General features: G+C 55.4%; 25 protein-coding genes. 14 read left to right on the top strand and 11 right to left on the bottom strand.

Annotation, left to right across the window (positions count from 1 at the left end; translation table 11 throughout):
* Positions 1-37: 37 nt before the first annotated feature.
* From ACH518_RS07905 to ACH518_RS07885, 5 genes are all read right to left on the bottom strand, one after another.
* On the bottom strand, positions 38-610 hold the full coding sequence (locus ACH518_RS07905; protein ID WP_445372500.1) for a phosphoglycerate mutase family protein: 573 nt from the start codon (positions 608-610) through the stop codon (positions 38-40).
* Positions 607-1,101, bottom strand: a complete 495-nt coding sequence (locus tag ACH518_RS07900; protein ID WP_445372499.1) for a cupin domain-containing protein — start codon at positions 1,099-1,101, stop codon at positions 607-609. Before ACH518_RS07900 ends, ACH518_RS07905 begins: the two co-directional genes overlap by 4 nt.
* Before the next feature lie 291 nt (positions 1,102-1,392).
* Positions 1,393-1,686 (bottom strand): hypothetical protein, encoded by a 294-nt coding sequence (locus ACH518_RS07895; protein WP_140910849.1) that lies wholly within the window; start codon positions 1,684-1,686, stop codon positions 1,393-1,395.
* A 12-nt stretch (positions 1,687-1,698) separates the two neighbouring features.
* Complete coding sequence (locus ACH518_RS07890; protein ID WP_140910850.1) at positions 1,699-1,947, bottom strand: hypothetical protein; 249 nt, start codon at positions 1,945-1,947, stop codon at positions 1,699-1,701.
* Positions 1,944-2,327 carry a hypothetical protein gene (locus ACH518_RS07885; protein WP_278209520.1) on the bottom strand — a complete coding sequence of 128 codons (384 nt, stop codon included), beginning with the start codon at positions 2,325-2,327 and terminating at the stop codon, positions 1,944-1,946. The genes ACH518_RS07890 and ACH518_RS07885 overlap by 4 nt, the downstream gene beginning before the upstream one ends.
* A 316-nt stretch (positions 2,328-2,643) precedes the next feature.
* On the opposite strand from ACH518_RS07885, the gene ACH518_RS07880 reads away from it, so the two are divergent.
* The 4 genes from ACH518_RS07880 (at position 2,644) to ACH518_RS07865 (ending at position 6,989) form a co-directional block, all read left to right on the top strand.
* A complete protein-coding gene (locus tag ACH518_RS07880) occupies positions 2,644-4,824 on the top strand; it encodes a TonB-dependent receptor (protein ID WP_445372498.1) in 2,181 nt (726 codons plus the stop codon).
* Positions 4,825-4,951: 127 nt separating this feature from the next.
* A complete protein-coding gene (locus ACH518_RS07875) occupies positions 4,952-5,662 on the top strand; it encodes a PepSY-associated TM helix domain-containing protein (RefSeq protein WP_445372497.1) in 711 nt (236 codons plus the stop codon).
* Positions 5,663-5,665: 3 nt separating this feature from the next.
* Positions 5,666-6,349: a Fe2+-dependent dioxygenase gene (locus tag ACH518_RS07870; RefSeq protein ID WP_445372496.1), complete on the top strand. Its 684-nt coding sequence runs from the start codon at positions 5,666-5,668 to the stop codon at positions 6,347-6,349.
* A gap of 130 nt (positions 6,350-6,479) precedes the next feature.
* Positions 6,480-6,989: a J domain-containing protein gene (locus tag ACH518_RS07865; protein WP_140910855.1), complete on the top strand. Its 510-nt coding sequence runs from the start codon at positions 6,480-6,482 to the stop codon at positions 6,987-6,989.
* Here the strand turns inward: ACH518_RS07865 and ACH518_RS07860 are convergent.
* On the bottom strand, positions 6,986-7,294 hold the full coding sequence (locus ACH518_RS07860) for a VOC family protein (RefSeq protein WP_140910856.1): 309 nt from the start codon (positions 7,292-7,294) through the stop codon (positions 6,986-6,988). The genes ACH518_RS07865 and ACH518_RS07860 overlap by 4 nt on opposite strands.
* A 420-nt stretch (positions 7,295-7,714) precedes the next feature.
* Between ACH518_RS07860 and ACH518_RS07855 the strand changes: the two genes are divergently transcribed.
* Positions 7,715-7,912 (top strand): hypothetical protein, encoded by a 198-nt coding sequence (locus ACH518_RS07855; RefSeq protein WP_140910857.1) that lies wholly within the window; start codon positions 7,715-7,717, stop codon positions 7,910-7,912.
* Positions 7,913-8,023: 111 nt separating this feature from the next.
* On the opposite strand, the gene ACH518_RS07850 is transcribed toward ACH518_RS07855, so the two are convergent.
* Complete coding sequence (locus ACH518_RS07850) at positions 8,024-8,230, bottom strand: hypothetical protein (protein ID WP_140910858.1); 207 nt, start codon at positions 8,228-8,230, stop codon at positions 8,024-8,026.
* Here ACH518_RS07850 and ACH518_RS07845 point away from each other — a divergent pair.
* From ACH518_RS07845 to ACH518_RS07810, 8 genes are all read left to right on the top strand, one after another.
* Entirely contained in the window at positions 8,223-8,579 is a 357-nt protein-coding gene (locus ACH518_RS07845) for a hypothetical protein (RefSeq protein ID WP_445372495.1), read from the top strand. The genes ACH518_RS07850 and ACH518_RS07845 overlap by 8 nt on opposite strands.
* A gap of 84 nt (positions 8,580-8,663) precedes the next feature.
* The gene (locus tag ACH518_RS07840; RefSeq protein WP_140910859.1) at positions 8,664-9,041 is read left to right on the top strand and encodes a 4a-hydroxytetrahydrobiopterin dehydratase; all 378 of its coding nucleotides are present in this window, start codon (positions 8,664-8,666) and stop codon (positions 9,039-9,041) included.
* A 10-nt stretch (positions 9,042-9,051) separates the two neighbouring features.
* Positions 9,052-10,311 carry a formylmethanofuran dehydrogenase subunit B gene (locus tag ACH518_RS07835; protein ID WP_445372494.1) on the top strand — a complete coding sequence of 420 codons (1,260 nt, stop codon included), beginning with the start codon at positions 9,052-9,054 and terminating at the stop codon, positions 10,309-10,311.
* A 9-nt stretch (positions 10,312-10,320) separates the two neighbouring features.
* Positions 10,321-11,985: a formylmethanofuran dehydrogenase subunit A gene (locus tag ACH518_RS07830; protein WP_445372493.1), complete on the top strand. Its 1,665-nt coding sequence runs from the start codon at positions 10,321-10,323 to the stop codon at positions 11,983-11,985.
* A gap of 24 nt (positions 11,986-12,009) precedes the next feature.
* Positions 12,010-12,675: a methyltransferase gene (locus ACH518_RS07825; protein WP_445372492.1), complete on the top strand. Its 666-nt coding sequence runs from the start codon at positions 12,010-12,012 to the stop codon at positions 12,673-12,675.
* A gap of 49 nt (positions 12,676-12,724) precedes the next feature.
* On the top strand, positions 12,725-13,621 hold the full coding sequence (gene fhcD / locus ACH518_RS07820) for a formylmethanofuran--tetrahydromethanopterin N-formyltransferase (protein WP_445372491.1): 897 nt from the start codon (positions 12,725-12,727) through the stop codon (positions 13,619-13,621).
* The gene (locus tag ACH518_RS07815; protein ID WP_140910864.1) at positions 13,618-14,433 is read left to right on the top strand and encodes a formylmethanofuran dehydrogenase subunit C; all 816 of its coding nucleotides are present in this window, start codon (positions 13,618-13,620) and stop codon (positions 14,431-14,433) included. Before fhcD ends, ACH518_RS07815 begins: the two co-directional genes overlap by 4 nt.
* A gap of 52 nt (positions 14,434-14,485) precedes the next feature.
* Complete coding sequence (locus tag ACH518_RS07810) at positions 14,486-15,337, top strand: radical SAM protein (RefSeq protein WP_445372490.1); 852 nt, start codon at positions 14,486-14,488, stop codon at positions 15,335-15,337.
* On the opposite strand, the gene ACH518_RS07805 is transcribed toward ACH518_RS07810, so the two are convergent.
* The 3 genes from ACH518_RS07805 to ACH518_RS07795 form a co-directional block, all read right to left on the bottom strand.
* The gene (locus ACH518_RS07805; protein WP_140910866.1) at positions 15,334-15,588 is read right to left on the bottom strand and encodes a hypothetical protein; all 255 of its coding nucleotides are present in this window, start codon (positions 15,586-15,588) and stop codon (positions 15,334-15,336) included. The two genes, ACH518_RS07810 and ACH518_RS07805, sit on opposite strands and share 4 nt — an antisense overlap.
* Positions 15,589-15,696: 108 nt before the next feature.
* The gene (locus tag ACH518_RS07800) at positions 15,697-16,620 is read right to left on the bottom strand and encodes a hypothetical protein (RefSeq protein ID WP_445372489.1); all 924 of its coding nucleotides are present in this window, start codon (positions 16,618-16,620) and stop codon (positions 15,697-15,699) included.
* 137 nt (positions 16,621-16,757) lie between these two features.
* Positions 16,758-16,961, bottom strand: a complete 204-nt coding sequence (locus tag ACH518_RS07795; RefSeq protein WP_140910868.1) for a cold-shock protein — start codon at positions 16,959-16,961, stop codon at positions 16,758-16,760.
* Between the two features lie 275 nt (positions 16,962-17,236).
* Between ACH518_RS07795 and clpB the strand changes: the two genes are divergently transcribed.
* The gene (gene clpB, locus ACH518_RS07790; RefSeq protein WP_445372488.1) at positions 17,237-19,810 is read left to right on the top strand and encodes an ATP-dependent chaperone ClpB; all 2,574 of its coding nucleotides are present in this window, start codon (positions 17,237-17,239) and stop codon (positions 19,808-19,810) included.
* A 47-nt stretch (positions 19,811-19,857) separates the two neighbouring features.
* Here the strand turns inward: clpB and ACH518_RS07785 are convergent, their stop codons facing one another.
* Positions 19,858-20,874 carry a Gfo/Idh/MocA family protein gene (locus ACH518_RS07785; RefSeq protein WP_445372487.1) on the bottom strand — a complete coding sequence of 339 codons (1,017 nt, stop codon included), beginning with the start codon at positions 20,872-20,874 and terminating at the stop codon, positions 19,858-19,860.
* Between the last annotated feature and the right edge of the window lie 68 nt (positions 20,875-20,942).

Here is a 20,942-nt window from a genome sequence, read left to right as displayed (position 1 = left end):
GCGCTCCGCCCGGCACATCCTTCTTTAGCTCCGTGCGTCAATTCGCCTCATAAACGGCGTAAGCCCAATAGTCCTTGCCGGGGCGCAGGCTGCAGCACCAGCCCTGGGCGCGCAGTTCGCGGCCGATCAAATGATTCATCACGCCGTGTCCCACCAACGCTACGCTGCCGTGAATATGGGCATAATCGATCAATCGCTGCGCGGCCGAGCGGGCACGGCGTTTGGCTGCGGCGTAGGATTCGCCGTTGCGGGAAAAGCCGGCCAGCCATAGCAGGCGCAACACGGGCAGCCACACGGCTGCCGGCAGGCGAATCCGGCCATGGTGAAAGTGCGGCAATTGGGCTTCGCCGAACAGGGCATCGGCGACCGGATTTTCCCCAAATCCCAGTGCCTGAGCCGATTGCCGGGAACGCGGCAGATCGCTGCACAAGGCCATGCCGATGTCTTTTAGCACTGCGCGGGTTGCCGGCGGCGGCGCATCGACGATGCCGGCGACGCGGTAAGCATCGGCCAAGCGCGCGAGATCGGTCGCCCGCAAAATGCCGGTCAGCGCTACGCTCGGCCGGCCGTGCCGCAGCAGAACGATGCGCGCGGGTGGTGGCGCCGTCATGGATACGGCTCGCCGTTGTTATGGGTAAACTGCCAACCGCCGGCCGTGCCGACTGCCCGCAAGTCGTCGTCCGGATATTCGACCCGGTCGCCCGGCGTGCGGTCGCCAATTTCCAGATAGAGCACGTCGTCCGCCGATTCGTTGACCAAGCGATGGGCGTTGCCGCTGCCGGCCTGGAAGCCGGCGCACATGCCCGGCGCCAGCCGTGTCGCGCCCTCGTCGGTATAGAGCGTCGGCGTGCCTTGCAGTATGTAAATAAATTCGTCCTGCTTGGCGTGGGCGTGGCGCAGGGCGGAAATCGCGCCGGGTTCCAGTTTGGTCAGGTTGACGCCGAAGTTTTGCAGCCCGAACACGTCCCCGAGCGGCGTCTTTTCCCGCCCCGCCAAGCGGGTGCCATGTAGATCGAGAATGGCTTGGGGATACAAGGATTTTCGCGGCCGCGGCGGCACTTGCTCGGCGGCAACGGCGACGGGGAACGGTAGTTCGGTCATATGGATAACTCCGGAAACGAGCGGCAAGGCGACAGATTAGCCGACAAACCGGGCGCAGGTAAAATCGGTCTGGTGGCAGTTGTAACTATACTGCGGCTTGTTCGCGCCGTTATGGGTGGGTTCGAGGCGGGGATTGCTTGGTGTTGGACTCGGTCTATGCGCTCTATTGGCGATCTACCCGCTGCAAGAAAGCAGCGCGAGGGTTTGCGCGATTGAGACGGCGCTGTTGCAGGACGATTTGCAGGGGTTGCTGCCATTCGGGCAGCAGCGGCCAACCACGAATAGCATCCGTTATTTCGGATCGCGGCGGCGGGCAACACTGGGTTTGAAAAACACGCGCCATACTTCCGCCGGTTCGGCGCGGCCGGTCAATACCCGATCGATGGTGCTCCTGTTGGACTTAACAAAAAGTCCCAGGGCGATCAGCACCAGTACCGCGGCGACACCAAGCACTGGCGCTGTATCGCTTTGCAATGCCTCGGCGATTTTGGCGCCGGCTTCCGGAAACAGGATCTTAACGACGAAGTTGCAGCCTATCGTTGCCGATAAAATGGCGATGACAAGCGCCTGCGGGTGGTAGCGCATCGCTTCGCCCGGTCAATTCAAACGCTGGCTGGGCTTGATCACGGTAAAGCCGGCGCGGCTGGCCTTGTCCTTATCGCCGCCGGTTCTGGCTTGGATTGCCGCATCGGCCAACGTGTCCGCCAGCCCGAGAAAATCGGCCACTTCAAACCGCATCGTCAAATTCTGCACGTGGAAGTGGACGACGCCGCATTCGCGGCAAATCTGGACTTTACCGAATTCGGTGGCCGCCAGGTATTCATGGTTGCAGGGTTTCTTGCTCATCGCTCGCTCCTTAATTTAAGAGAAAAATCCGCCAAAGCTTGCCGACCACCCAGTTTTGCAGCGGCCAGCGATAAAAACATCTTCCAGACAATTTGCTTGGACCCCAGATCCAGACAACGAAAATCGGTGGCGTGCAGTTGGCCTGTTTCGACCAGCGTTGCAAGTACGTCGGGCGCAATCGCCAGATTGACGCAATCCGTTTTGTCCCAAAATGAAAATAGTCGTTTCACGATTGCTAACAGGCAGTGAATTTGAATTAAATGATAATTATTCTCATTTAAGTCGTAAAGCACTTTTCCCTCTCTGCGCGAAATTATTTTTTTCAAAGCGCGCAACAATGCCAAATCAGGCCCAGGTGCGAGCGAAGCGATAGCGGCCAAGCTTCAGGTAATCTCTGATTTTGGCGGCAGATTTTGCACTCCGAGCGGACTGTGGGGCCGGCGTATCTGAAATGGAAATTTAGGGTCTGGGCCAAGCCGTTGCGACTCAGCAACAATTGACAAGCAAATCGAAACACATAAAATGAGAATCGTTATTATTTGAGAACGATTTCAATTACGCTCCGTGCAGCATCTTTCTCAGAGCATTGCGCTCCCGCCCGAATTAGTGCGCGAGACCAGCATTGCAACGCCTTTATAGCCACCCAGCGTTCCTCGCCAGGCAGCCAACCGAATCTATGCCAACTTAGGGGAACGTATGTCAGACACCAAACCACTCCGTAGCAAATCCGGCAACGCCAAATGGCGGCTGGGCGCCCTTCTGCCGCTCGGCGCCGCCTTGAGCGGCATTGCCCTAGCCGAACCTACAGCCAACACCGTTGCCGACAAGGACCAGGAAGTCATCTTAAAAGATGTCAAGGTCAAATCCGTTCGGGAGAAAAAAGCCAATACCGTAAAAGGTTATCAAGCCAAAACCAACAACGCAGCAGTCAAAACCGATACCAAACTGATCGATCTTCCGCAATCCTTAACCGTCATTACCCAGGACCTGATTAAAGACCAAAACATGCAGAGCATCGCCGACACGATTCGCTACGTACCCGGCGTGGGTATAGCCCAAGGCGAAGGCAATCGCGATACGCCTATTTTTCGCGGCAACAGTTCGACAGGCGATATGTATGTCGATGGCATCCGCGATGACGTACAGTATTTCCGCGACTTGTATAACATCGAACGAGTCGATGTTTTGAAAGGCCCCAATGCGATGGTCTTTGGCCGTGGCGGTTCCGGTGGTTTAATCAACCGCGCCACAAAAATGGCGGACTGGAGTAACACGCACGAAATGAACGTGCAATTTGGTTCGTTCGATAAATACCGACTGTCCGGAGACTTCGATCACGTCATTAGCGACAGTTTCGCAGTGCGCCTGACGAGTATGTGGGAAAACTCGCGCAGCTATCGCGAGGGCTTTGATGCGGCACGGTGGGGTGTCAATCCGACGGTAAGCTGGCGTCCTAGCGATCAAACCAAGATCACTTTAGGTTACGAACATTACGAGGACGCCAGAACTGCCGACCGAGGCATCTCGTCTTTCGGTGGTCGGCCAGTCAATACCGCTTCCTCGACTTTTTTTGGCGACCCGGACCGTAGCCCGACCGGCGCGACAGTCGACTCGTTCAATGCTTTGCTAGATCACGACTTTGGCAACGGTGTATCTGTTCGCAACCGCACCCGTTACGCCACCTACGATAAGTTCTATCAAAATATCTTTCCCGGCGCTGTCAACGCTGCCGGCACACAGGTCACAATCTCGGCTTATAACAATGCAACCCAGCGCGAGAACTTTTTCAACCAAACCGATCTGACATTTTCAATAAACACCGGTCCATTCAAACACAAGCTTCTGACAGGCATGGAATTTGGGCGGCAGGAAACCGACAATTTTCGCAATACCGGTTACTTTAACGAGATTGGCCCCAACACGACCTCTGTCTTGGTAAAGTTGACTGATCCCATCTACAGAGGCAATGTGGTTTTCAGACAGAGCGCCACCGACGCCAATAATCACGGGGTGGCAACGATAGCAGCGGGTTACGTGCAGGATCAAATCCAACTCAGCGAACATTGGCAAGCTATTATGGGCTTGCGATACGACCGCTTTGAAGTTGATTTCACAAATAAACGCAACGGCCAAAACTTTGCGACCAATGATGATTTGGTTTCGCCACGCGGGGGCCTGATCTACAAACCCTTCGGCGAAGATTTTTCTTTGTACGCCAACTACAGTATCGCTTATGTGCCGAGGGCGGGAGATCAATTATCCTCACTATCCTTATCAAACCAGGCACTCAAACCGGAAGAATTCAGAAATTATGAACTGGGGGCCAAGTGGGACATCACAGCGGATCTTTCCACCACACTGGCGTTTTTCCAGCTCGATCGCCTCAACGCGGTTGCCACTGACCCAAACAATCCGGCGGTGTCCTTTTTGGTGGATGGCCAACGGACTCGAGGCATAGAACTTGGATTTAGCGGCAACATCACCGAAGCCTGGAAAGTCATCGGCGGCTACGCCTATCAAAATGCCGAATATACCAAGAGCCTGTCCGCCACCGCGCCTGCGGGCAATACTCTGGCTCAAGTTCCGGAACATACCTTCTCATTGTGGAATCGTTATGACATCACCGAAAAATGGGGGGTTGGACTGGGCTCTGTTTATCGCAGCAAAATGTTTGCAGCCAGCGACAATGCTGTGTCTCTGCCGGGTTTCCTGCGTTTTGATGCCGCTGCTTATTACAAAGCAACCAAAAATATCCAGTTGCAAGTCAACATCGAAAATCTCTTGGATAAGCAGTACTACGCAACCGCCAATAGCAATACCAACATCACCCCAGGCTCGCCGATTGCGGTCAATGCCGGCGTGAGTATGAAGTTTTAAAAACTCTTGAACCCAGAATCTGCCAGGGATGGCAACAAACTAAAACCCACGTACGTTCTTTCACCCCAGACTGTTTGCAGTCCAGCCGCGCATGGATGTGGGAATCACACAGACCAATTAGCACCTAATGGATACAACAACTACTCAATCGATCACGCCAGCCAACCGCCCGCCGAAGAAAACCAACGGCGGCTATTTATTCCTGCCCAAAAATCTTTCGCGCGGCGCTTTTTTGAAATGGCTGCGCCGCACCCACGCCTGGCTTGGGCTGTGGGGCGCGGCGATGGGTTTGCTGTTCGGTTTTACCGGGATTTTGATGAACCACCGCGAGGTGATGAAAATTCCGATCGGCCGGATGGAGCCCAAGGAAATCCAAATCGCCTTGCCCGAGCCGAAACCGGCCGATCCGAAAGCGCTGGCGGCCTGGCTGGGCCAGACACTTAACGTCGACACCAGCCACGCCAGAGCGCGAAAAGAACCGGGCAGGACCGTGACCTGGAATAACCAGACCGTGCAACAGCCGGCCTCGTGGCAGATCAATCTGCGCAACCCGCAACATATGTTGTCGGCCGATTACTGGGAAGGGAATGCTTTTGTCACGGTTAAACAAAGCGACGCCAATCTGCTGCAAACCCTGAACAATCTGCACAAGGGCGTCGGGATGGGCGTGGGCTGGGTGTTGCTGGTCGATACCCTGGCCGGCGGCCTGATTCTGCTCAGTCTGACCGGCACTTTGTTGTGGACGCGATTGCACGGTAATCGGCTGGCCGCGGCGGGTTTGGGCTTGGGCTCTTTGAGCCTGATGCTGTATTTCGCCATCGATGCGATCGGAGCTTGAGCCATGTTGATCGAAATTCCGCAGGTGCTGAACCCGGACGAACTCAGCCGAGTCCGCGGGATTCTGGCCGATGCGGCTTGGGCCGACGGCCGGATCACAGCCGGCAGCCAGTCGGCGCAAGTCAAAAACAACTGGCAGTTGCCGGAACAATCCAGCCAAAGCGCGGCGGCCCGCACTATTTTGCTGGACGCGCTGAATCGCAACGCCTTGTTCCTGTCTGCGGCGCTGCCGAAGCGCATCTTCCCGCCCCTATTCAACCGTTACGAAGGTGAACACAACACCTTCGGCAACCATATCGACAATGCGGTTCGGCATTGTCCGGTCACCGGCCAGCGGGTACGCACCGATTTGTCGGCGACGATTTTTTTGGCCGATCCGGACAGTTACGACGGCGGCGAACTGGTGATCGAAGACACCTACGGCCAGCATGCCGTCAAGCTGGCCGCCGGCGACATGGTGCTGTATCCCGGCTCCAGTCTGCACCGGGTGGAGCCGGTGACGGGCGGCGCCAGGGTAGCGTCGTTTTTCTGGCTGGAAAGCATGGTGCGCGAAACCGAACGCCGCCGGCTGCTGTTCGAAATGGACATGGCCATCCTGCAGTTACGCAACTCCGGTGGCGACAGCGAGCCGGTGGTCAATCTGACCGGCTGCTACCACAACCTGCTGCGAATGTGGGCTGAGGTTTAAGCGCGCGTCCCGACTTTCTAGCGGCGGCGGCCCCGGATTCGGTTTCGAGCCGTGCAACGTATTGTGCCGCTATCGGCTAAACTTGCCGACATCCGCAACCCGCGCTCGAAGCTTCGCAGACATCCCGCCAATGAACCCGTTTATTTTCGCCGCAACGGCATTCGCGGCCGCGATGGCCCTAGGCTACTTGCTGATCAAGCGCCGGATCAAGCAGAAGCGGGAGAAATCGCCGAAACCGGCCGTAGCCAAGCCCAATCCCAATGACCGGGTCATCTCCTGCCCGGCCTGCGCTCAGCAAATCAAATTCACGCTACCGGTCAAAAGCAATAAGGCCCAATGCCGCAAGTGCGCGGCACAATTCAAATTGGACGTCGACGCGCATAACAACGTCTATATCACCGAAATCAAGCTGCCGGACGACGATACCGCGGTCAAAACCTTGGACGAATGCTTTGCAATTCTGGAAGTGAAGCCGGACGCGATTCCGCTGGACATCCGCGCTGCTTACAAGAAGAAAATTTCGGAATACCACCCGGACAAGGTCGAAAACCTGGGCGCGAAAATCAGGCAAGTGGCGGAAGAAGAAACCCGAAGAATCAATGCCGCCTATGCGATGTTGCAGGAAGACGACCGGGTTTAATCGTTGGCCATCTTTGCCAGCCGGATCATCTCGATCTGATTGCCGGCCGGGTCTTGAATGTAAACCGATGCAGTCCCGTCGCGATGGGTTTGCAATGGGCCGTAATCCTCCGCATGTTCGGAGACGATGGCGAAATGCGGCGGGTGTTGGTTGGGCAGCACCAATGCCAGCGCTACGTTGGCAAATTGCAGCAAGGCCCAGGTTTGGTCCTGATACGCCACACGCACTTGGTAACGGCTGGTGTACCAGTCCACGCTTTGTTGAATATCGTCGACTTGAATCGCGATGTGGTGAATGGTGTCCATGTTTTATCCTCCAGCGGCCTGTTTCCAGTCAGTTGCCAGGCCATTTATACCGCACAAAAGTTCGGCGGCAAATTGAAGCAAATCAAACTGCGGCCGCGACTTGCGAACAGGATTTAAGCGCCGAACAAAACCCTTAAATTTATTATGCGACAAATTGTCGCGTTTTTCTGGACAAGTGCATTTTTCTTCACTAGAATGCGCCCACCTTGACTTAGGTCAATACGCCTTGCAAGGGCGTATCTTTAAAAAGGGGGAGGAGGTAAGCGACCGTTTCGGCGGTATAACAAGAAAAACAGCGCAACACTTTAACCTACCGCTACATCGGGTAGGCGTCCATCAAAAAAACATAAAAACACCGGACGGAGCCCACTACAATGTGGGCTTTTTTATGTTCTTATACTTTCAATTCTACTTGTCGTTATGCTGATGAAAGAAAAGCCAGACTCCATACCCGCCGAACTGATGGAATACGAGCGGTTTATCGAGGAATTGCTCAACGATACCAAGCATCCGGTCCATAACCGCGCTCACCCGCTCCACAAAGAATCCGTCAAAGCGCTCGACGAGATGATGCGGCGGGTGGAAGAAATGCGCAACGAGTGGCTATCAAAGGGCTGAGCCCTGCGTCCCGGACTGGGATGATCGGCTCGGTTGCTTGGCGCCTCGTATCGGCTCCAAACATCGGCCTCTCCTGCCGGCCATCAGCAAACCAAGCCATGCTGGCTTAAATCAGTGCACCTCGGTCGAAACCACCATCGGACAATTTAATTTGCCCGGATACTGACTGACCATCTGCACTAATTCCTGCGCTAACTGTAACCGGCGCTGGTTTTCCAGCAAGGCTTGCAGCCAAATCAATTGGCTTTTCAATTCTGCGATCTGGCCTTCCTGTTCGGCCACGGTTTGCAATAAAGCCTCGAAAGTCATCGTGGACATTCTGTATCCCCCGTTTCGTGAAATAACCGCGACAGCGGTTTTTGAGTTCAATGCCGGACTTGGCGGCGATCAGGCTGTTTTTCAATGCCGCCCTGTTCAACAGCGACATCGTCGTTATTGCACCGGCATCGCGTACTCAATTAAGCGGCCGGAACTGAAAAACCTGCAATCCGCCCTTTTGCAAACTGTGACTGCGATCCGCAAAGATTTCGCTTACCCCCGTACCAACCAAAACCGGGTTGGTTGGTGTCGTTACAAGCCAAACCGCTATACCAATCCGGATCGCAGCACGCTTGAACATTGGAAACTACAAAACGGCTCGCCGCTTTACACCGACACGGCTAAATAGTCTATTCTGAAGCCACGCGCCATAAAGACACCAGACCAAACTGTGCGATAGAATGTTGAATTGATTCTACCCGGAGGATAGGCAATGCCTCACGATACACTCAAAGTTTATAGCGAAGCCGAAATTGCCGAACGATTGAGTCGCGACTTGCCGCACTGGTATTACGAGAACGGCTGGATTCGGCGCAAATTCAAAACCAGCGGCTGGAAAGCCACGTTGATGGTCGTCAATACCGTCGGCCATCTGGCGGAGAAAGCCTGGCACCATCCGGATTTAACGGTTTCCTACGCATTCGTGATCGTCAAACTGGTCACCCATGCCGCCAAAGGCGTGACCGAAATGGATTTCGCACTGGCAAAAAAAATCGAGCAGGTGGTGTTGTGGGACGCCGCCGCCGAATCCGACGGCATTTTCGAGGGCACGCCGGACGATCCGCGTTTCAAATACATTAAAAAAGACTGAGGACAGCACGATGACTGAAATCACCGAGGTACCCAGCCCGTTTTGCGGCATCGGCACCGACGATCTGAGTATCAAGGTGGAAGGCTTGGCCGTGACAGTAACCGCCAACGGTTGCGCGGTCAACACCCCCGCCTTCGAACAGCCGATTAGCGATACCGCACCGCGCATCGCCGGCCAAACTGCCAGCCTGGAGGCTGCCGTCGCCAAAGCCGCCGAATTGCTGCGCGACACCCGGCAACCAGTCATCGGCGGCTGCGCGACCGACGTCAACGGCATGCGCGCCTTGCTGGCGCTGGCGGACAAGGCTGGCGCGGTGGTCGATAACATCAACTTCAACGCGGCTCGCCGCAATTTGCTGGCGATGCAGGACTCCGGCTGGATGAACACCACTTTGGCCGAGGTCAAGAATCGCTGTGATTTGCTGTTGATCATCGGTACCGATCCGGAAGTCTTTGCACCGCGCTTTTTCGAACGCTTTTTATGGAACGAACACGCGATGTTCCTAGAAAGCACTGATCAACGTGACGTGATTTATCTTGGCAAAACACCCGCGGGCAAGGCCGCTGTTTCGCCTACTGGCAAAACACCAACCGTGCTGGCCTGCGATGACGCCGACCTACCTGACGTGGTGGCGGTGCTGTCTGCTCTGGTCAGGAATCAACCATTACAGGTTGAAACCGTCGGCAATATTGCGGTTTCGGCACTGCAAAAAGTAGCCGACAGATTACGCCAGGCACGTTATGGCGTCGTATTGTGGAGCGCAGGTAAACTGGCATTCGAACACGCTGAGTTAACTGTCCAGACGATCTGCAATATCGTCAAAGACATCAATATGCAGGCTACCCGTTGCTCCGGCCTGCCGCTGGGCGGCAAGGAAGGCGATTACACCGCCAATCAGGTTTGCGGCTGGACCACCGGTTATCCAGCACGAGTCAATTTCGCCAGAGGCTATCCGGAATACGATCCGTTTCTGTTCGATAGTCAGGCCATGATTGCCAACGGCGAAGCCGATGCCTTGGTATGGGTGCAGGCCTATAACGCAACGGCGACGCCACCACGAACAGGCTTGCCGACCATCGTTGTCGGCCGTTCCGGCATGCAACTCGAAGCCGAGCCCGACGTATTCATTCCAGTCGGTACGCCGGGGATCGATCACGCCGGTCATGTTTATCGGATGGATAGTGTAGTCGCCTTGCGCTTGAAAAAATTGCGCGACTCCGGTCTGCCTAGCACCGCCGAGGTGCTGAATGCCATTGAACAAGCACTTTAGGATACCGACATGCTGATAAAACTCACAGGTGGCACCATTTATGATCCGGCCAGCGGCATTGCCGGTCAGCAACAGGATATTTACATTCAGGACGGCCGCATCGTCGAAGCGCCCAAGGACGGCCGCCCGGTAGATCGGGAATACGACTTGCGCGGCAAAGTCGTCATGTCGGGCGCCATCGACATGCACACCCACATCGGCGGCGGCAAGGGCAACATCGCCCGTACCCTGCTGCCGGAAGATCACCGGGCCGATCCGGTGCACCGCACTCATTTGACCCGTTCCGGCACCGGCCATGCGATGCCTTCAAGTTTCGTCACCGGTTACCGTTACGCCGAAATGGGCTACACCGCCTGCTTTGAACCAGCAGTATTACCGGTCAACGCCCGTCAGGCCCACATGGAAATGGGCGATACGCCGATCATCGACAAAGGCGGCTACGTGATGCTGGGCAGTGACGACTTTTTGCTGCGTATGCTGACCGCCAAAAAAGACCAGAAAGCCGTCAACGATTACGTGGCCTGGACGCTGAACGCCGCCAAAGCCATCGGGGTCAAAGTGGTTAACGCCGGCGGCATCAACGCCTTCAAATTCAACCAACGCAAGCTGGAGCTGGACGAGCAAAACGCTCATTACGGCGTCACTCCGCGGCAAGTGCTGCAAACCCTGGCCCGCGCGGTCAATGAACTGGGCGTGACTCATCCCCTGCACGTGCACGGCTGCAACCTGGGCGTCCCCGGCAACGTCGATACCACCTTGAACACAATCGAAGGCATCGACGGCCTGCCGATGCATCTGACTCATATTCAGTTCCACAGCTACGGCACCGAAGGCGACTTCAAATTCTCCTCCGGCGCGGCGCAAATCGCAGAGGCGATCAACAAGAATAAAAATATCACCGCCGACGTCGGCCAAATCTTGTTCGGCCAGACCGTCACTGCCTCCGGCGACAACATGCGCCAACACGCCAACCACAAGTTCGCCAGTCCGAACAAGTGGGTGTGTATGGACATCGAATGCGATGCCGGCTGTGGCGTGGTGCCGTTCAAGTATAAGGACCAGAACTTCGTCAACGCCTTGCAATGGGCGATTGGCTTGGAAATCTTCCTGCTGGTCGAAGACCCGTGGCGGATCTTCCTGACCACCGACCACCCCAACGGCGCGCCGTTCACCAGCTATCCGCATTTGATCCGTTTGCTGATGGACCGTAGTTTCCGCAATGACATGCTGGCGACTATTCATCCGGAAGCACAAAAGATGACCACGCTGGCATCGATCGAGCGCGAATACAGCTTGAACGAAATTGCCATCATGACCCGCGCCGGCGCCGCTCGCATCATCGGCCTGAAAGATCGCGGTGCGCTCAGCCCCGGCAACTTCGCCGACATTACTGTCTATACCGAAAACGACAATCGAGAGACCATGTTCTCGAAACCGGATTACGTATTCAAAGACGGCGAACTGGTGGTGAAAGACGGCGAAGTCGTCAAAGTCACCTGGGGTACCACCCACATCGTCAGACCTGACTACGACCTGTCTATCGAAAACGAACTGAAACCGTATTTCGATAAATACCTGACCATGAAACTCGGCAACTTTAAAATCAGCGATGATGAGATTAGCGAAGACGGCCGCGGCAGCTTGACGACGCATCCGTTGCATATCGGCGTATAGGTCAATCGGAACCCAAGGAACAAGATGACTCTAACATCGATCACAATCGCCGACAGAGAAGCCGAGCTGGCCGATTATCTGGCACGCCAGCCTTATCTGGTCGAGCAGGATGGCATTACTCTGAGTATTGCGAAAAATGTATTTCCCTCGGATTTCGGCTTGACCAGCTCCTTTTTCGGCGACTTCATGCTGCAGCAAAGACCGGTGAAGACCGGACTGGATATGGGCTGCGGCAGCGGCTATTTCGCGTTTATATTGAAAAAAATCGGCTGCGAAGAGGTTATCGGTGTCGACTTTAATCCGGACGCCGTCGCCTGTGCCCGCCACAACGGTTCATTGAATCCGGATATAGCGCCGAGCGCCTTCATCCATAGCGATTTATTCGCCTCGGTTCCGGCCAAACGTTTCGGCATGATTGTTTTCAATTTCAATTATTACCCCTCCAACGGTACATTCGGCTTGAACGAGGACGGCGGCCAACAAATACTGCGCCGTTTTTTTCGCGAAGTACCGGATTATCTGGAGCCGGACGCGCAGATATTTATTCCCTTTTCCGATTTTGTCGGCGCCGAACACGATCCGAAACACGTCGCGCCCGAGTATGGCTTTAACGTAAACACCGTTGCCGAAACTTATAACCACGCGGGGCGGCACGTGATCTACCAAATCAATCAAAACCAATTCGATTAAACCACCGCGGCAAATCGATATACAGAACTCCGGACTATGAGTAACCACGATGATAATTAACGGCGTCACCATAGATAAAACTTTCGCCGAAGCCTTCCCGATGAAAGCGACGCGCGCCATCATCACCGCCCAGAACGAAAAATGGGCGATGATTTCCGCACAGGCAATGACCGGCTTCGCCACCTCGGTCATTGCCTGCGGCTGCGAAGCCGGCATCGAACGGGTGTTGAGTCCGGACGAAACCCCGGACGGCCGCCCCGGCGTCGCGATCATGATTTATGCGATGGGCGGCAAAGGCTTGGCCAAACAATTGGAAACCCGAGCCGGCCAGTGCGTGCTGACTTCGCCGACGTCTGCACTATTCGCCGGCATCGAAGGCGGCAAGCCGATTCCGCTGGGTAAAAACCTGCGCTTCTTTGGCGACGGCTTTCAGATTGCAAAAAAAATCGGTGGCAAACGTTACTGGCGGGTGCCGGTAATGGACGGCGAATTTCTGACCGAAGCGACGACCGGCATGGTTGACGCGGTCGGCGGCGGTAACTTTCTGGTATTGGCAGAATCACAACCGCAAGCCCTGGCGGCCTGCGAAGCGGCGATCGAAGCGATGAAAAAAATCCCCAACGTGATCATGCCCTTCCCCGGCGGCGTGGTTCGCTCCGGATCGAAGGTAGGCTCCAAATACAAAGCCTTGAGCGCCTCGACCAACGATGCGTTTTGCCCGACGCTGAAAGGCGTGACCAAAACCGATCTGTCGCCGGAAATCGAATCGGTGATGGAAATCGTCATCGACGGTTTGAGCAAGGAAGACATCGACAAGGCGATGCGGGTCGGCATTCAGGCGGTTTGCGATCTGGGTGCGGCCAACGGCATCAAGCGCATCAGCGCCGGTAACTACGGCGGCAAACTCGGCCCATTCCACTTTCACTTGCAGGAGATCATGGCATGACCTCGTTGACATTTACTTTGATCGAAACGCCGCCGGCGCAGCGCATCGACATGTCGCCGCTGGTCTGCCACAAACTGGCCGGCCTGAGTCTGGACCAAATTGCAGCGATCGAACTGCAATGCGGCAAGCAAAAGCTGCGGGTCGCTCAATTGTTTCATATTACCGGTAGCAATGCCGACGACATCAGTATCGTCGGTAGCATCGGCAAGCTGGATTTCATCGGCAAAGAATTGGCAAACGGCAGCATCAGCGTACAGGGTGAAGCCGGCGCCTATTTGGGCATGCAGATGAAGGGCGGCACGATCAACGTGATCGGCGATGTAGGCCTTTATGCCGGCTGCGAAATGAAGAACGGTCTGATTCAAATCGAAGGCGATGCCGGAGATTTCCTCGGCGGTGCGCTGCCTGGCAACAAGCAAGGCATGAAAGGCGGCACGATCCTGGTCAAAGGTAACGTCGGCCAGCGTTGCGGCGACCACCTGCGCCGCGGCCAAATTTTGATCGAAGGTAATGCCGGCGACTATTGCGGCTCCCGCATGGTCGCCGGAACCATTGCCGTGATGGGCCAAGTTGGCCGTTACGCCGGTTATGCCATGCGGCGCGGCACTTTGCTATTGTGGAACCAACCGCAATTGCCTGCCACGTTCAACGATTGCGGCTCGCATACGCTGGCCTTCCTGCCGATGCTGTTCGCGTCGTTCAAATCGCTGAACTCCCGCTTCGCCGACAAAGCTATTGCCTTCAATCGGGTGCGCCGCTTCGGCGGCGATATGGCCGAAGCCGGGCGCGGGGAAATTCTGGTCAAACTTTAAGCGGCCAGTCAATGCCGGCCGGCTCCCGCCCGGTCGGCAGTAGCTATTTTGAATGCCGAAAACTCTCAGCACCAACGACCACGACCGGAACATTGCCGGCCTGCGCTACGTTTATCCGGTAATTTCCCGCCGCGCCGGCGGCCTGTCGATTGGGATTAATTTCAATCCCAACAACGCCTGCAACTGGCATTGCGTCTACTGCCAAGTCCCCGGCCTGCAGCGCGGTAATGCGCCGGAATTGGATTTTGCGTTGTTGGAGCAAGAGCTGCGAGAGTTCCTGAATCAGGTCTTAAACGGCGACTTTTATCAGCGCTTCAATATCCCGGAACCGCAGCGCGTGATTAAGGACATCGCCATCTCCGGTAACGGCGAACCCACCAGTTTGAAGAATTTCGACCGCGCCGCCGACCTCATAGGCGGGATCGCCAGTCAAGCCGGCCTGTTTCCGGAAAGTCGTTATGTACTGATCAGTAACGGCAGTTTGATTCATCAATCCGCGGTCCAACAAGGACTGAGAACCTTGGCGCGTTACAACGGCGAGCTTTGGTTCAAGCTGGATAGCGCGACCGAGTCGGGCCGCAAGCTGATCAATCAGACCGGGCAAAGCCAGCAGAAACTGTTGGAGCACTTGCGAATCGCCGCAAAACTTTGCCGAACCAAATTACAGACCTGCGTTTTCAGCTATCGATTTGCGTGGTCAGACCAAGAGAAACAAGCTTATTTGAGTTTGTTAAAACAATTGCGGCAGATGGGAATAGAGATTGAGCAGATCATGCTTTACAGCTTGGCGCGACCGTCTCTACAAGCGGAAGCGGCGGAATTGGCCAAAGCATCCGCAGCTAGCATGGATGCTTTGGCAGCCGACGTCAGCGCCCTGGGCTATGACGTCAGCGTCAGTTATTAAGCGCGAATATCTAATATCGAACCCAGCATTTTTTCGTGGGCCTTGATGATTTTGACGCCGGCCGAAGTTTCCAATTCGGCTTCTTTCAAACTCAACACCGGCTTGAACATCTCCGCCGAACCGACATCTTTAGAACCACCGACCTCCTGCTCCTGAACCGGCAGACTTGCGATAGTTTGCGCAGCGGTACTGGCCTTTTGCTGAGCTTGCGAGATCAGGCTGGTGGCACTATTCAGAGCGTTGGTAATCATGGTACACCTCCTGCAAAACAGGTTTGCATCATACCGCTTAGCGTAGCGGCCGACAGCCCATAACTTTAATTTTTGTCAGCATTTTGCAGACGCAATCACACTCGTTAACTATTTGTCTTTTTTAAAGATTTTTGCACACAAACCTTGCAGGTAAGGCGCCAACTTGCTTTGGCAGAGCGCGCATGCAGACGAGCCCGTCCGCTTGGCCCAAGCGGCCAATTTGCGGTAAGCATCAATGCCGCCTAACTCCTCGAATTTGGTTTCGACGATGGTACTCCACTGCGGCCTGGGTTGGCCTTGCCCATCCAGAAACACTTTGTCGAATAGCCACATTTCCGCCACCGACACCGTCCACATAAACGCAAACGATACCGCCATGCCGCCGCCGGCCAATACCACCAGCCAAGCAAATATCGGATGCAATTTGGTCAACCACCACGACAAAATATCCACTAGCAGGAAAACATATGGCATGCCGATCGCGATCGACTTGTATTTGACGGTACTGGTTTCGGCAAAACTGAAAATCAAGCCGACAAACATGAATATGAAACTGATGCCGAACAAATGGATATGCGACACCCGAGTCAACGAGCCGAAGGTGGCGCCTTCGTCCTCTTTGGTCAACTCCTTCAGAACCTTGAAATCGGTGAAATCCGGCAGCGACGATTCCTTGTTGTGGCACATCACGCAGCGTTCCTGAATGATCTTGGCCACGCCGGACTCTTCGTATTCGTCCTGGTCGGCGCCGTCGCGCACCCATTGAATGATTTGAAACCGCTCCTGTTCCGAGGCGTTTTCCTTCATCGAACCATTCAGTTTGGTCTCCAACACCGTGCCGGAGCGGTTCCCGTAGTAGCTGTAGACGATGTCGTCTATCGACAAGCCGAATTTACCGTCGGCCATCCCGTGGGTAAACAGGATCTGAATCAACGCCACCAGATAACCGACCGCCACCGTTGTCAAATAACCGGTGAACAGCACTTTAACCGGGATATCCAATTGTTTTAACGATGAAAATTCGCGTGCCATACTCTAATCCCAGTTTAGAAAAGGAGTCTGCATTATAGCTTGCTGGACGGGCCGTCCCCTAGCGAAACGGCTTTGTTTCGCGCATAAAAAAGGCCCTTGAACAATCAAGAGCCTTTTGTTTCCGTAACCGTTAAGGTTTATCTGGGCGACACATTGGTGGCGGTCAAGCCTTTGGGGCCGGATTCGATATCGAACTGGACCGATTGGCCAGGCGACAAGGTTTTAAAACCTTCTCCCAAAATCACGGAATGATGTACGAACACATCTTCTTTTCCTTCGGAAGGCTCGATAAATCCAAAACCTTTGGTGTTGTTAAACCACTTTACAGTGCCTGTTGCCATCTTAAAACTCCTACAAAATAAAACTATTGGTTACGCAGACCGACATTAATGGCAACCGTTGCTGCCTGAAGCAGTGGCGATAAGCCGCGAACATCTATTATCTGAGCGCGGGCATTGTACTTTGAATCAATGGTCTAAGCTACCGGCGATATTCGGGCATTCCCCTGAAGACTAAGCGGAAATTTTGTCCAGCCCAAGCCTCGACGCTTGAAAACCGACTCATGCCGCCCCATGTCGGTCGCAACCAAACTTATTTTCCTAACGAGGTACGCTGCATGCGAATGGATAAATTAACCAGTAAATTTCAACAGGCTCTCGGCGACGCGCAAAGTCTGGCGCTCGGCAAAGACCACCAGTTCATTGAGCCATTGCATGTCATGCAGGCCTTGATCGACCAGGAAGGCGGCAGTATCAAACCTTTGTTGCAGCAGGTCGGGGTTCAGGTCAACGCCTTGCGCAACGATCTGTTGAAAGAGATCGACCGTTTGGCCAGCGTTTCAGGCGCCGGCGGCGACGTGCAGATTTCCAACGAATTGTCGCGGATGCTGAATCTGACCGACAAACTGGCACAAAAGCGCAAAGACGCCTACATCTCCAGCGAACTGTTCCTGTTAGCGGCGCTGGACACCAACGGAACCTTGCAGAACCTGCTGAAAAAGGCCGGCGTCACCGCATCGGCCGTCGAAAAAGCCATCGACAACATGCGCGGCGGCCAGAACGTCAACGATGCCAATGCCGAAGACCAGCGCCAGGCTTTAAAAAAATACACGATCAATCTGACCGAGCGGGCCGAGCAAGGCAAGCTGGATCCGGTGATCGGCCGCGACGACGAAATCCGCCGCACGATACAAGTCTTGCAACGCCGCACCAAGAACAACCCGGTGTTGATCGGCGAGCCCGGCGTCGGTAAAACTGCGATCGTCGAAGGCCTGGCCCAACGCATCGTCAACGGCGAGGTGCCGGAAGGCATCAAGGGCAAACAATTGCTGTCGCTGGACATGGCGGCGCTGATCGCTGGCGCCAAATTCCGCGGCGAGTTCGAGGAGCGCCTGAAAGCCGTCTTGAACGACATCGCCAAGCTGGAAGGCCAGGTGATTCTGTTCATCGACGAGTTGCATACCATGGTCGGCGCCGGCAAAGCCGAAGGGGCGATGGACGCCGGCAATATGCTCAAGCCTGCCCTGGCGCGCGGCGAGCTGCATTGCGTGGGTGCGACGACGCTGGACGAATACCGCCAATACATCGAAAAGGACGCCGCATTGGAACGCCGCTTCCAAAAAGTCCTGGTCGACGAGCCCAGTGTCGAAGACACCATCGCCATCCTGCGCGGCTTGAAGGAACGTTACGAAATCCACCACAGCGTCGATATCACCGACCCGGCCATCGTCGCCGCGGCGATGCTTTCGCACCGTTATATCTCCGACCGGCAATTGCCGGACAAGGCCATTGATCTGATCGACGAAGCCGCCAGCCGGATTCGGATGGAAATGGATTCCAAACCGGAAGCGATGGATAAACTCGACCGCCGCCTGATTCAGCTGAAAATCGAACGCGAAGCGATGAAAAACGAAAGCGACCCAGCCTCGAAAAAACGCCTGGAAACCTTGCAGGAAGACATTGCCGAATTGGAGAAAGAATATTCCGATCTCGACGAAATCTGGAAAGCTGAAAAGGCGGCGCTGCAAGGCACGGCGACGATTAAAGAGCGGCTGGAACACGCCCGCCTGGAGTTGGAAGCTGCCCGCCGCAATCAGGATTACACCCGGATGTCGGAGCTGCAATACGGCGAGATTCCGAAACTGGAGAAGGAGCTGGACTTGGCATCGCAAGCCGAAATGCAGGAAGCCAAATTATTGCGCAGCAAAGTCACGGATGAGGAAATCGCCGAAGTCGTATCGAAATGGACCGGCATCCCGGTCTCGAAAATGATGGAAGGCGAGCGGGAGAAATTGTTGCGAATGGAAGAAGAGCTGGGCAAACGCGTGATCGGCCAAACTGAAGCCTTGAAAGCGGTCAGCAACGCGATCCGCCGCTCCCGCGCCGGGCTTTCCGACCCGAACCGGCCGAACGGCTCGTTCCTGTTCTTGGGACCGACCGGCGTCGGTAAAACCGAGTTGTGCAAGGCCTTGGCCGAATTCATGTTCGACACCGAAGAAGCCATGGTGCGCATCGATATGTCGGAATTCATGGAGAAACATTCGGTCGCGCGTTTGATCGGCGCACCGCCGGGTTACGTCGGCTACGAAGAAGGCGGTTACCTGACCGAAGCCGTACGTCGTAAGCCCTACTCTGTGATCCTGCTCGACGAAATCGAAAAAGCCCACAACGACGTGTTCAATGTATTGCTGCAAGTCCTTGACGACGGCCGATTGACCGACGGCCAGGGCCGCACCGTGGATTTCAAGAACACGGTGGTGGTGATGACGTCCAACCTGGGCTCCAGCGTGATTCAGGAACTGGCGGGCGAAGACAACTATGCCGAAATGAAAGACGCGGTAATGGACATCGTCGGCCAGCATTTCCGCCCGGAATTTATCAACCGGGTCGACGAGGCCGTGGTGTTCCATCCGCTGGAGCAAGACCAGATTCGGGCAATCTGCAAAATCCAGATCGATTTGCTGCGCCGTCGTCTGCAAGAGAAGGAGATCGGCTTGGCCGTCAGCGAACCGGCCTTGGATCTACTCGGCGAGGCCGGCTTCGATCCGGTCTACGGCGCACGGCCATTGAAACGGGCGATACAACGCCAATTGGAAAATCCGTTGGCTAACAAAATATTGGCCGGCCGTTTCTTGCCGGGCAATACGATAAAAATCGATGTTGCCAACGACGGCCTGACCTTCAGCAAATAAGCCCGCCGCGCCGGCCCGGATTCAAGTCCGGGCCGGCGCGGGTTCCGCTAAATTTTTACCGTCCGCCCTTCGGCGGCCGCTTGCAACGCAGCGACAATCGTCCGGCAATTGTCGCGGGCATCGTCGAACGACAATTGCGGCTGCTTGCCGTTTAGCACGCAATCGCTGAAATGTTCGATCTCCAAACGAAAATGGTTCGCTGCCGGCATCCGTTCTTCGGCGAAGCGGCCGTCCTCGGTCCACCAGGAAATAATCGGGATATCGCCCGGCAATTGCCAGACGACGTGGCATTTTATGCCGCCCCGGGTGCCGATGATTTCGTATTCGCAACGCCGCGCCCGCTCGAAACTGAAATCGAAGTGGCCAAATTTGCCGTCTCCAAAATCCAGCACCCCGCTGGTGGTGATGTCGGCACCGCTTTCGACATACTTGGATAAAGCAGTAACCGTGCGCGGCGCCTGCTGAAAAAACATCCGCAACGAATGGATCGCATAGCAGCCGATATCCCACATCGCACCGCCGCCGCGCGAAACATCCTCCGCCAGCCGGTACATCCGCGCCGGCCGCATCATGAACGAATAGCTAGCTCGTACCGAACGCACCTCGCCGATCAAGCCGGAGCCGATCAATTCCAATACCCGAGCATGCTGCGGATGGAAACGGTACATAAACCCTTCCATGACCGTCACCCGATAGCGGCGGGCGGCGGTTTCGATGGCATCGATGTCGGCCACGGCCAAAGCCATCGGTTTTTCGCAGAGTACGTGTTTGCGGTGCTCGATGGCTCGTAGGGCCCATTCCGCGTGTTCGTGGTTGGCCATCGGCAAATATATGGCTTGCACGTCGTCGTCGTTGAGCAGGCTGTCCAGATTGTCGTAACTTTGAATATTGGGATGGCAAGGAGCGTATTGAGCCAAAGTTTGCGCGGCGGCTCCCGGCCGCCGGCTGGCTATCCCGACCAATTCGGAATTCTGAGCCTCGACTATAGCCGGCAGCAGGCGCTCGTTGATACGCGCCGCCCCGAGTATTCCCCAGCGCAGCTTGGCTTGATCTTGGTTATTCATGGCGATTACCTTTTACTGATATTCTTAAGCAGTAACAGATTAGCAGCTTGTTTAACAGCCGCAAACGC

This window comes from Methylomonas sp. HW2-6 (genome assembly GCF_052474525.1).
This window is presented reverse-complemented; position numbering and strand designations above follow the sequence as displayed.

What these genes read in the sequence shown, in the direction of transcription:
- ACH518_RS07905 (WP_445372500.1), bottom strand. Translation starts at nt 610, where the DNA reads ATGACGGCGCCACCACCCGCGCGCATCGTTCTGCTGCGGCACGGCCGG.
- ACH518_RS07855 (WP_140910857.1), top strand. Translation starts at nt 7,715, where the DNA reads ATGCTGATGAAAGAAAAGCCAGACTCCATACCCGCCGAACTGATGGAA.
- ACH518_RS07800 (WP_445372489.1), bottom strand. Translation starts at nt 16,620, where the DNA reads ATGGCACGCGAATTTTCATCGTTAAAACAATTGGATATCCCGGTTAAA.
- ACH518_RS07895 (WP_140910849.1), bottom strand. Translation starts at nt 1,686, where the DNA reads ATGCGCTACCACCCGCAGGCGCTTGTCATCGCCATTTTATCGGCAACG.
- ACH518_RS07810 (WP_445372490.1), top strand. Translation starts at nt 14,486, where the DNA reads ATGCCGAAAACTCTCAGCACCAACGACCACGACCGGAACATTGCCGGC.
- fhcD (WP_445372491.1), top strand. Translation starts at nt 12,725, where the DNA reads ATGATAATTAACGGCGTCACCATAGATAAAACTTTCGCCGAAGCCTTC.
- ACH518_RS07860 (WP_140910856.1), bottom strand. Translation starts at nt 7,294, where the DNA reads ATGGACACCATTCACCACATCGCGATTCAAGTCGACGATATTCAACAA.
- ACH518_RS07785 (WP_445372487.1), bottom strand. Translation starts at nt 20,874, where the DNA reads ATGAATAACCAAGATCAAGCCAAGCTGCGCTGGGGAATACTCGGGGCG.
- ACH518_RS07805 (WP_140910866.1), bottom strand. Translation starts at nt 15,588, where the DNA reads ATGATTACCAACGCTCTGAATAGTGCCACCAGCCTGATCTCGCAAGCT.
- ACH518_RS07830 (WP_445372493.1), top strand. Translation starts at nt 10,321, where the DNA reads ATGCTGATAAAACTCACAGGTGGCACCATTTATGATCCGGCCAGCGGC.
- ACH518_RS07835 (WP_445372494.1), top strand. Translation starts at nt 9,052, where the DNA reads ATGACTGAAATCACCGAGGTACCCAGCCCGTTTTGCGGCATCGGCACC.
- ACH518_RS07850 (WP_140910858.1), bottom strand. Translation starts at nt 8,230, where the DNA reads ATGTCCACGATGACTTTCGAGGCTTTATTGCAAACCGTGGCCGAACAG.
- ACH518_RS07875 (WP_445372497.1), top strand. Translation starts at nt 4,952, where the DNA reads ATGGATACAACAACTACTCAATCGATCACGCCAGCCAACCGCCCGCCG.
- ACH518_RS07865 (WP_140910855.1), top strand. Translation starts at nt 6,480, where the DNA reads ATGAACCCGTTTATTTTCGCCGCAACGGCATTCGCGGCCGCGATGGCC.
- ACH518_RS07795 (WP_140910868.1), bottom strand. Translation starts at nt 16,961, where the DNA reads ATGGCAACAGGCACTGTAAAGTGGTTTAACAACACCAAAGGTTTTGGA.
- ACH518_RS07840 (WP_140910859.1), top strand. Translation starts at nt 8,664, where the DNA reads ATGCCTCACGATACACTCAAAGTTTATAGCGAAGCCGAAATTGCCGAA.
- ACH518_RS07825 (WP_445372492.1), top strand. Translation starts at nt 12,010, where the DNA reads ATGACTCTAACATCGATCACAATCGCCGACAGAGAAGCCGAGCTGGCC.
- ACH518_RS07870 (WP_445372496.1), top strand. Translation starts at nt 5,666, where the DNA reads ATGTTGATCGAAATTCCGCAGGTGCTGAACCCGGACGAACTCAGCCGA.
- ACH518_RS07900 (WP_445372499.1), bottom strand. Translation starts at nt 1,101, where the DNA reads ATGACCGAACTACCGTTCCCCGTCGCCGTTGCCGCCGAGCAAGTGCCG.
- ACH518_RS07890 (WP_140910850.1), bottom strand. Translation starts at nt 1,947, where the DNA reads ATGAGCAAGAAACCCTGCAACCATGAATACCTGGCGGCCACCGAATTC.
- clpB (WP_445372488.1), top strand. Translation starts at nt 17,237, where the DNA reads ATGCGAATGGATAAATTAACCAGTAAATTTCAACAGGCTCTCGGCGAC.
- ACH518_RS07815 (WP_140910864.1), top strand. Translation starts at nt 13,618, where the DNA reads ATGACCTCGTTGACATTTACTTTGATCGAAACGCCGCCGGCGCAGCGC.
- ACH518_RS07880 (WP_445372498.1), top strand. Translation starts at nt 2,644, where the DNA reads ATGTCAGACACCAAACCACTCCGTAGCAAATCCGGCAACGCCAAATGG.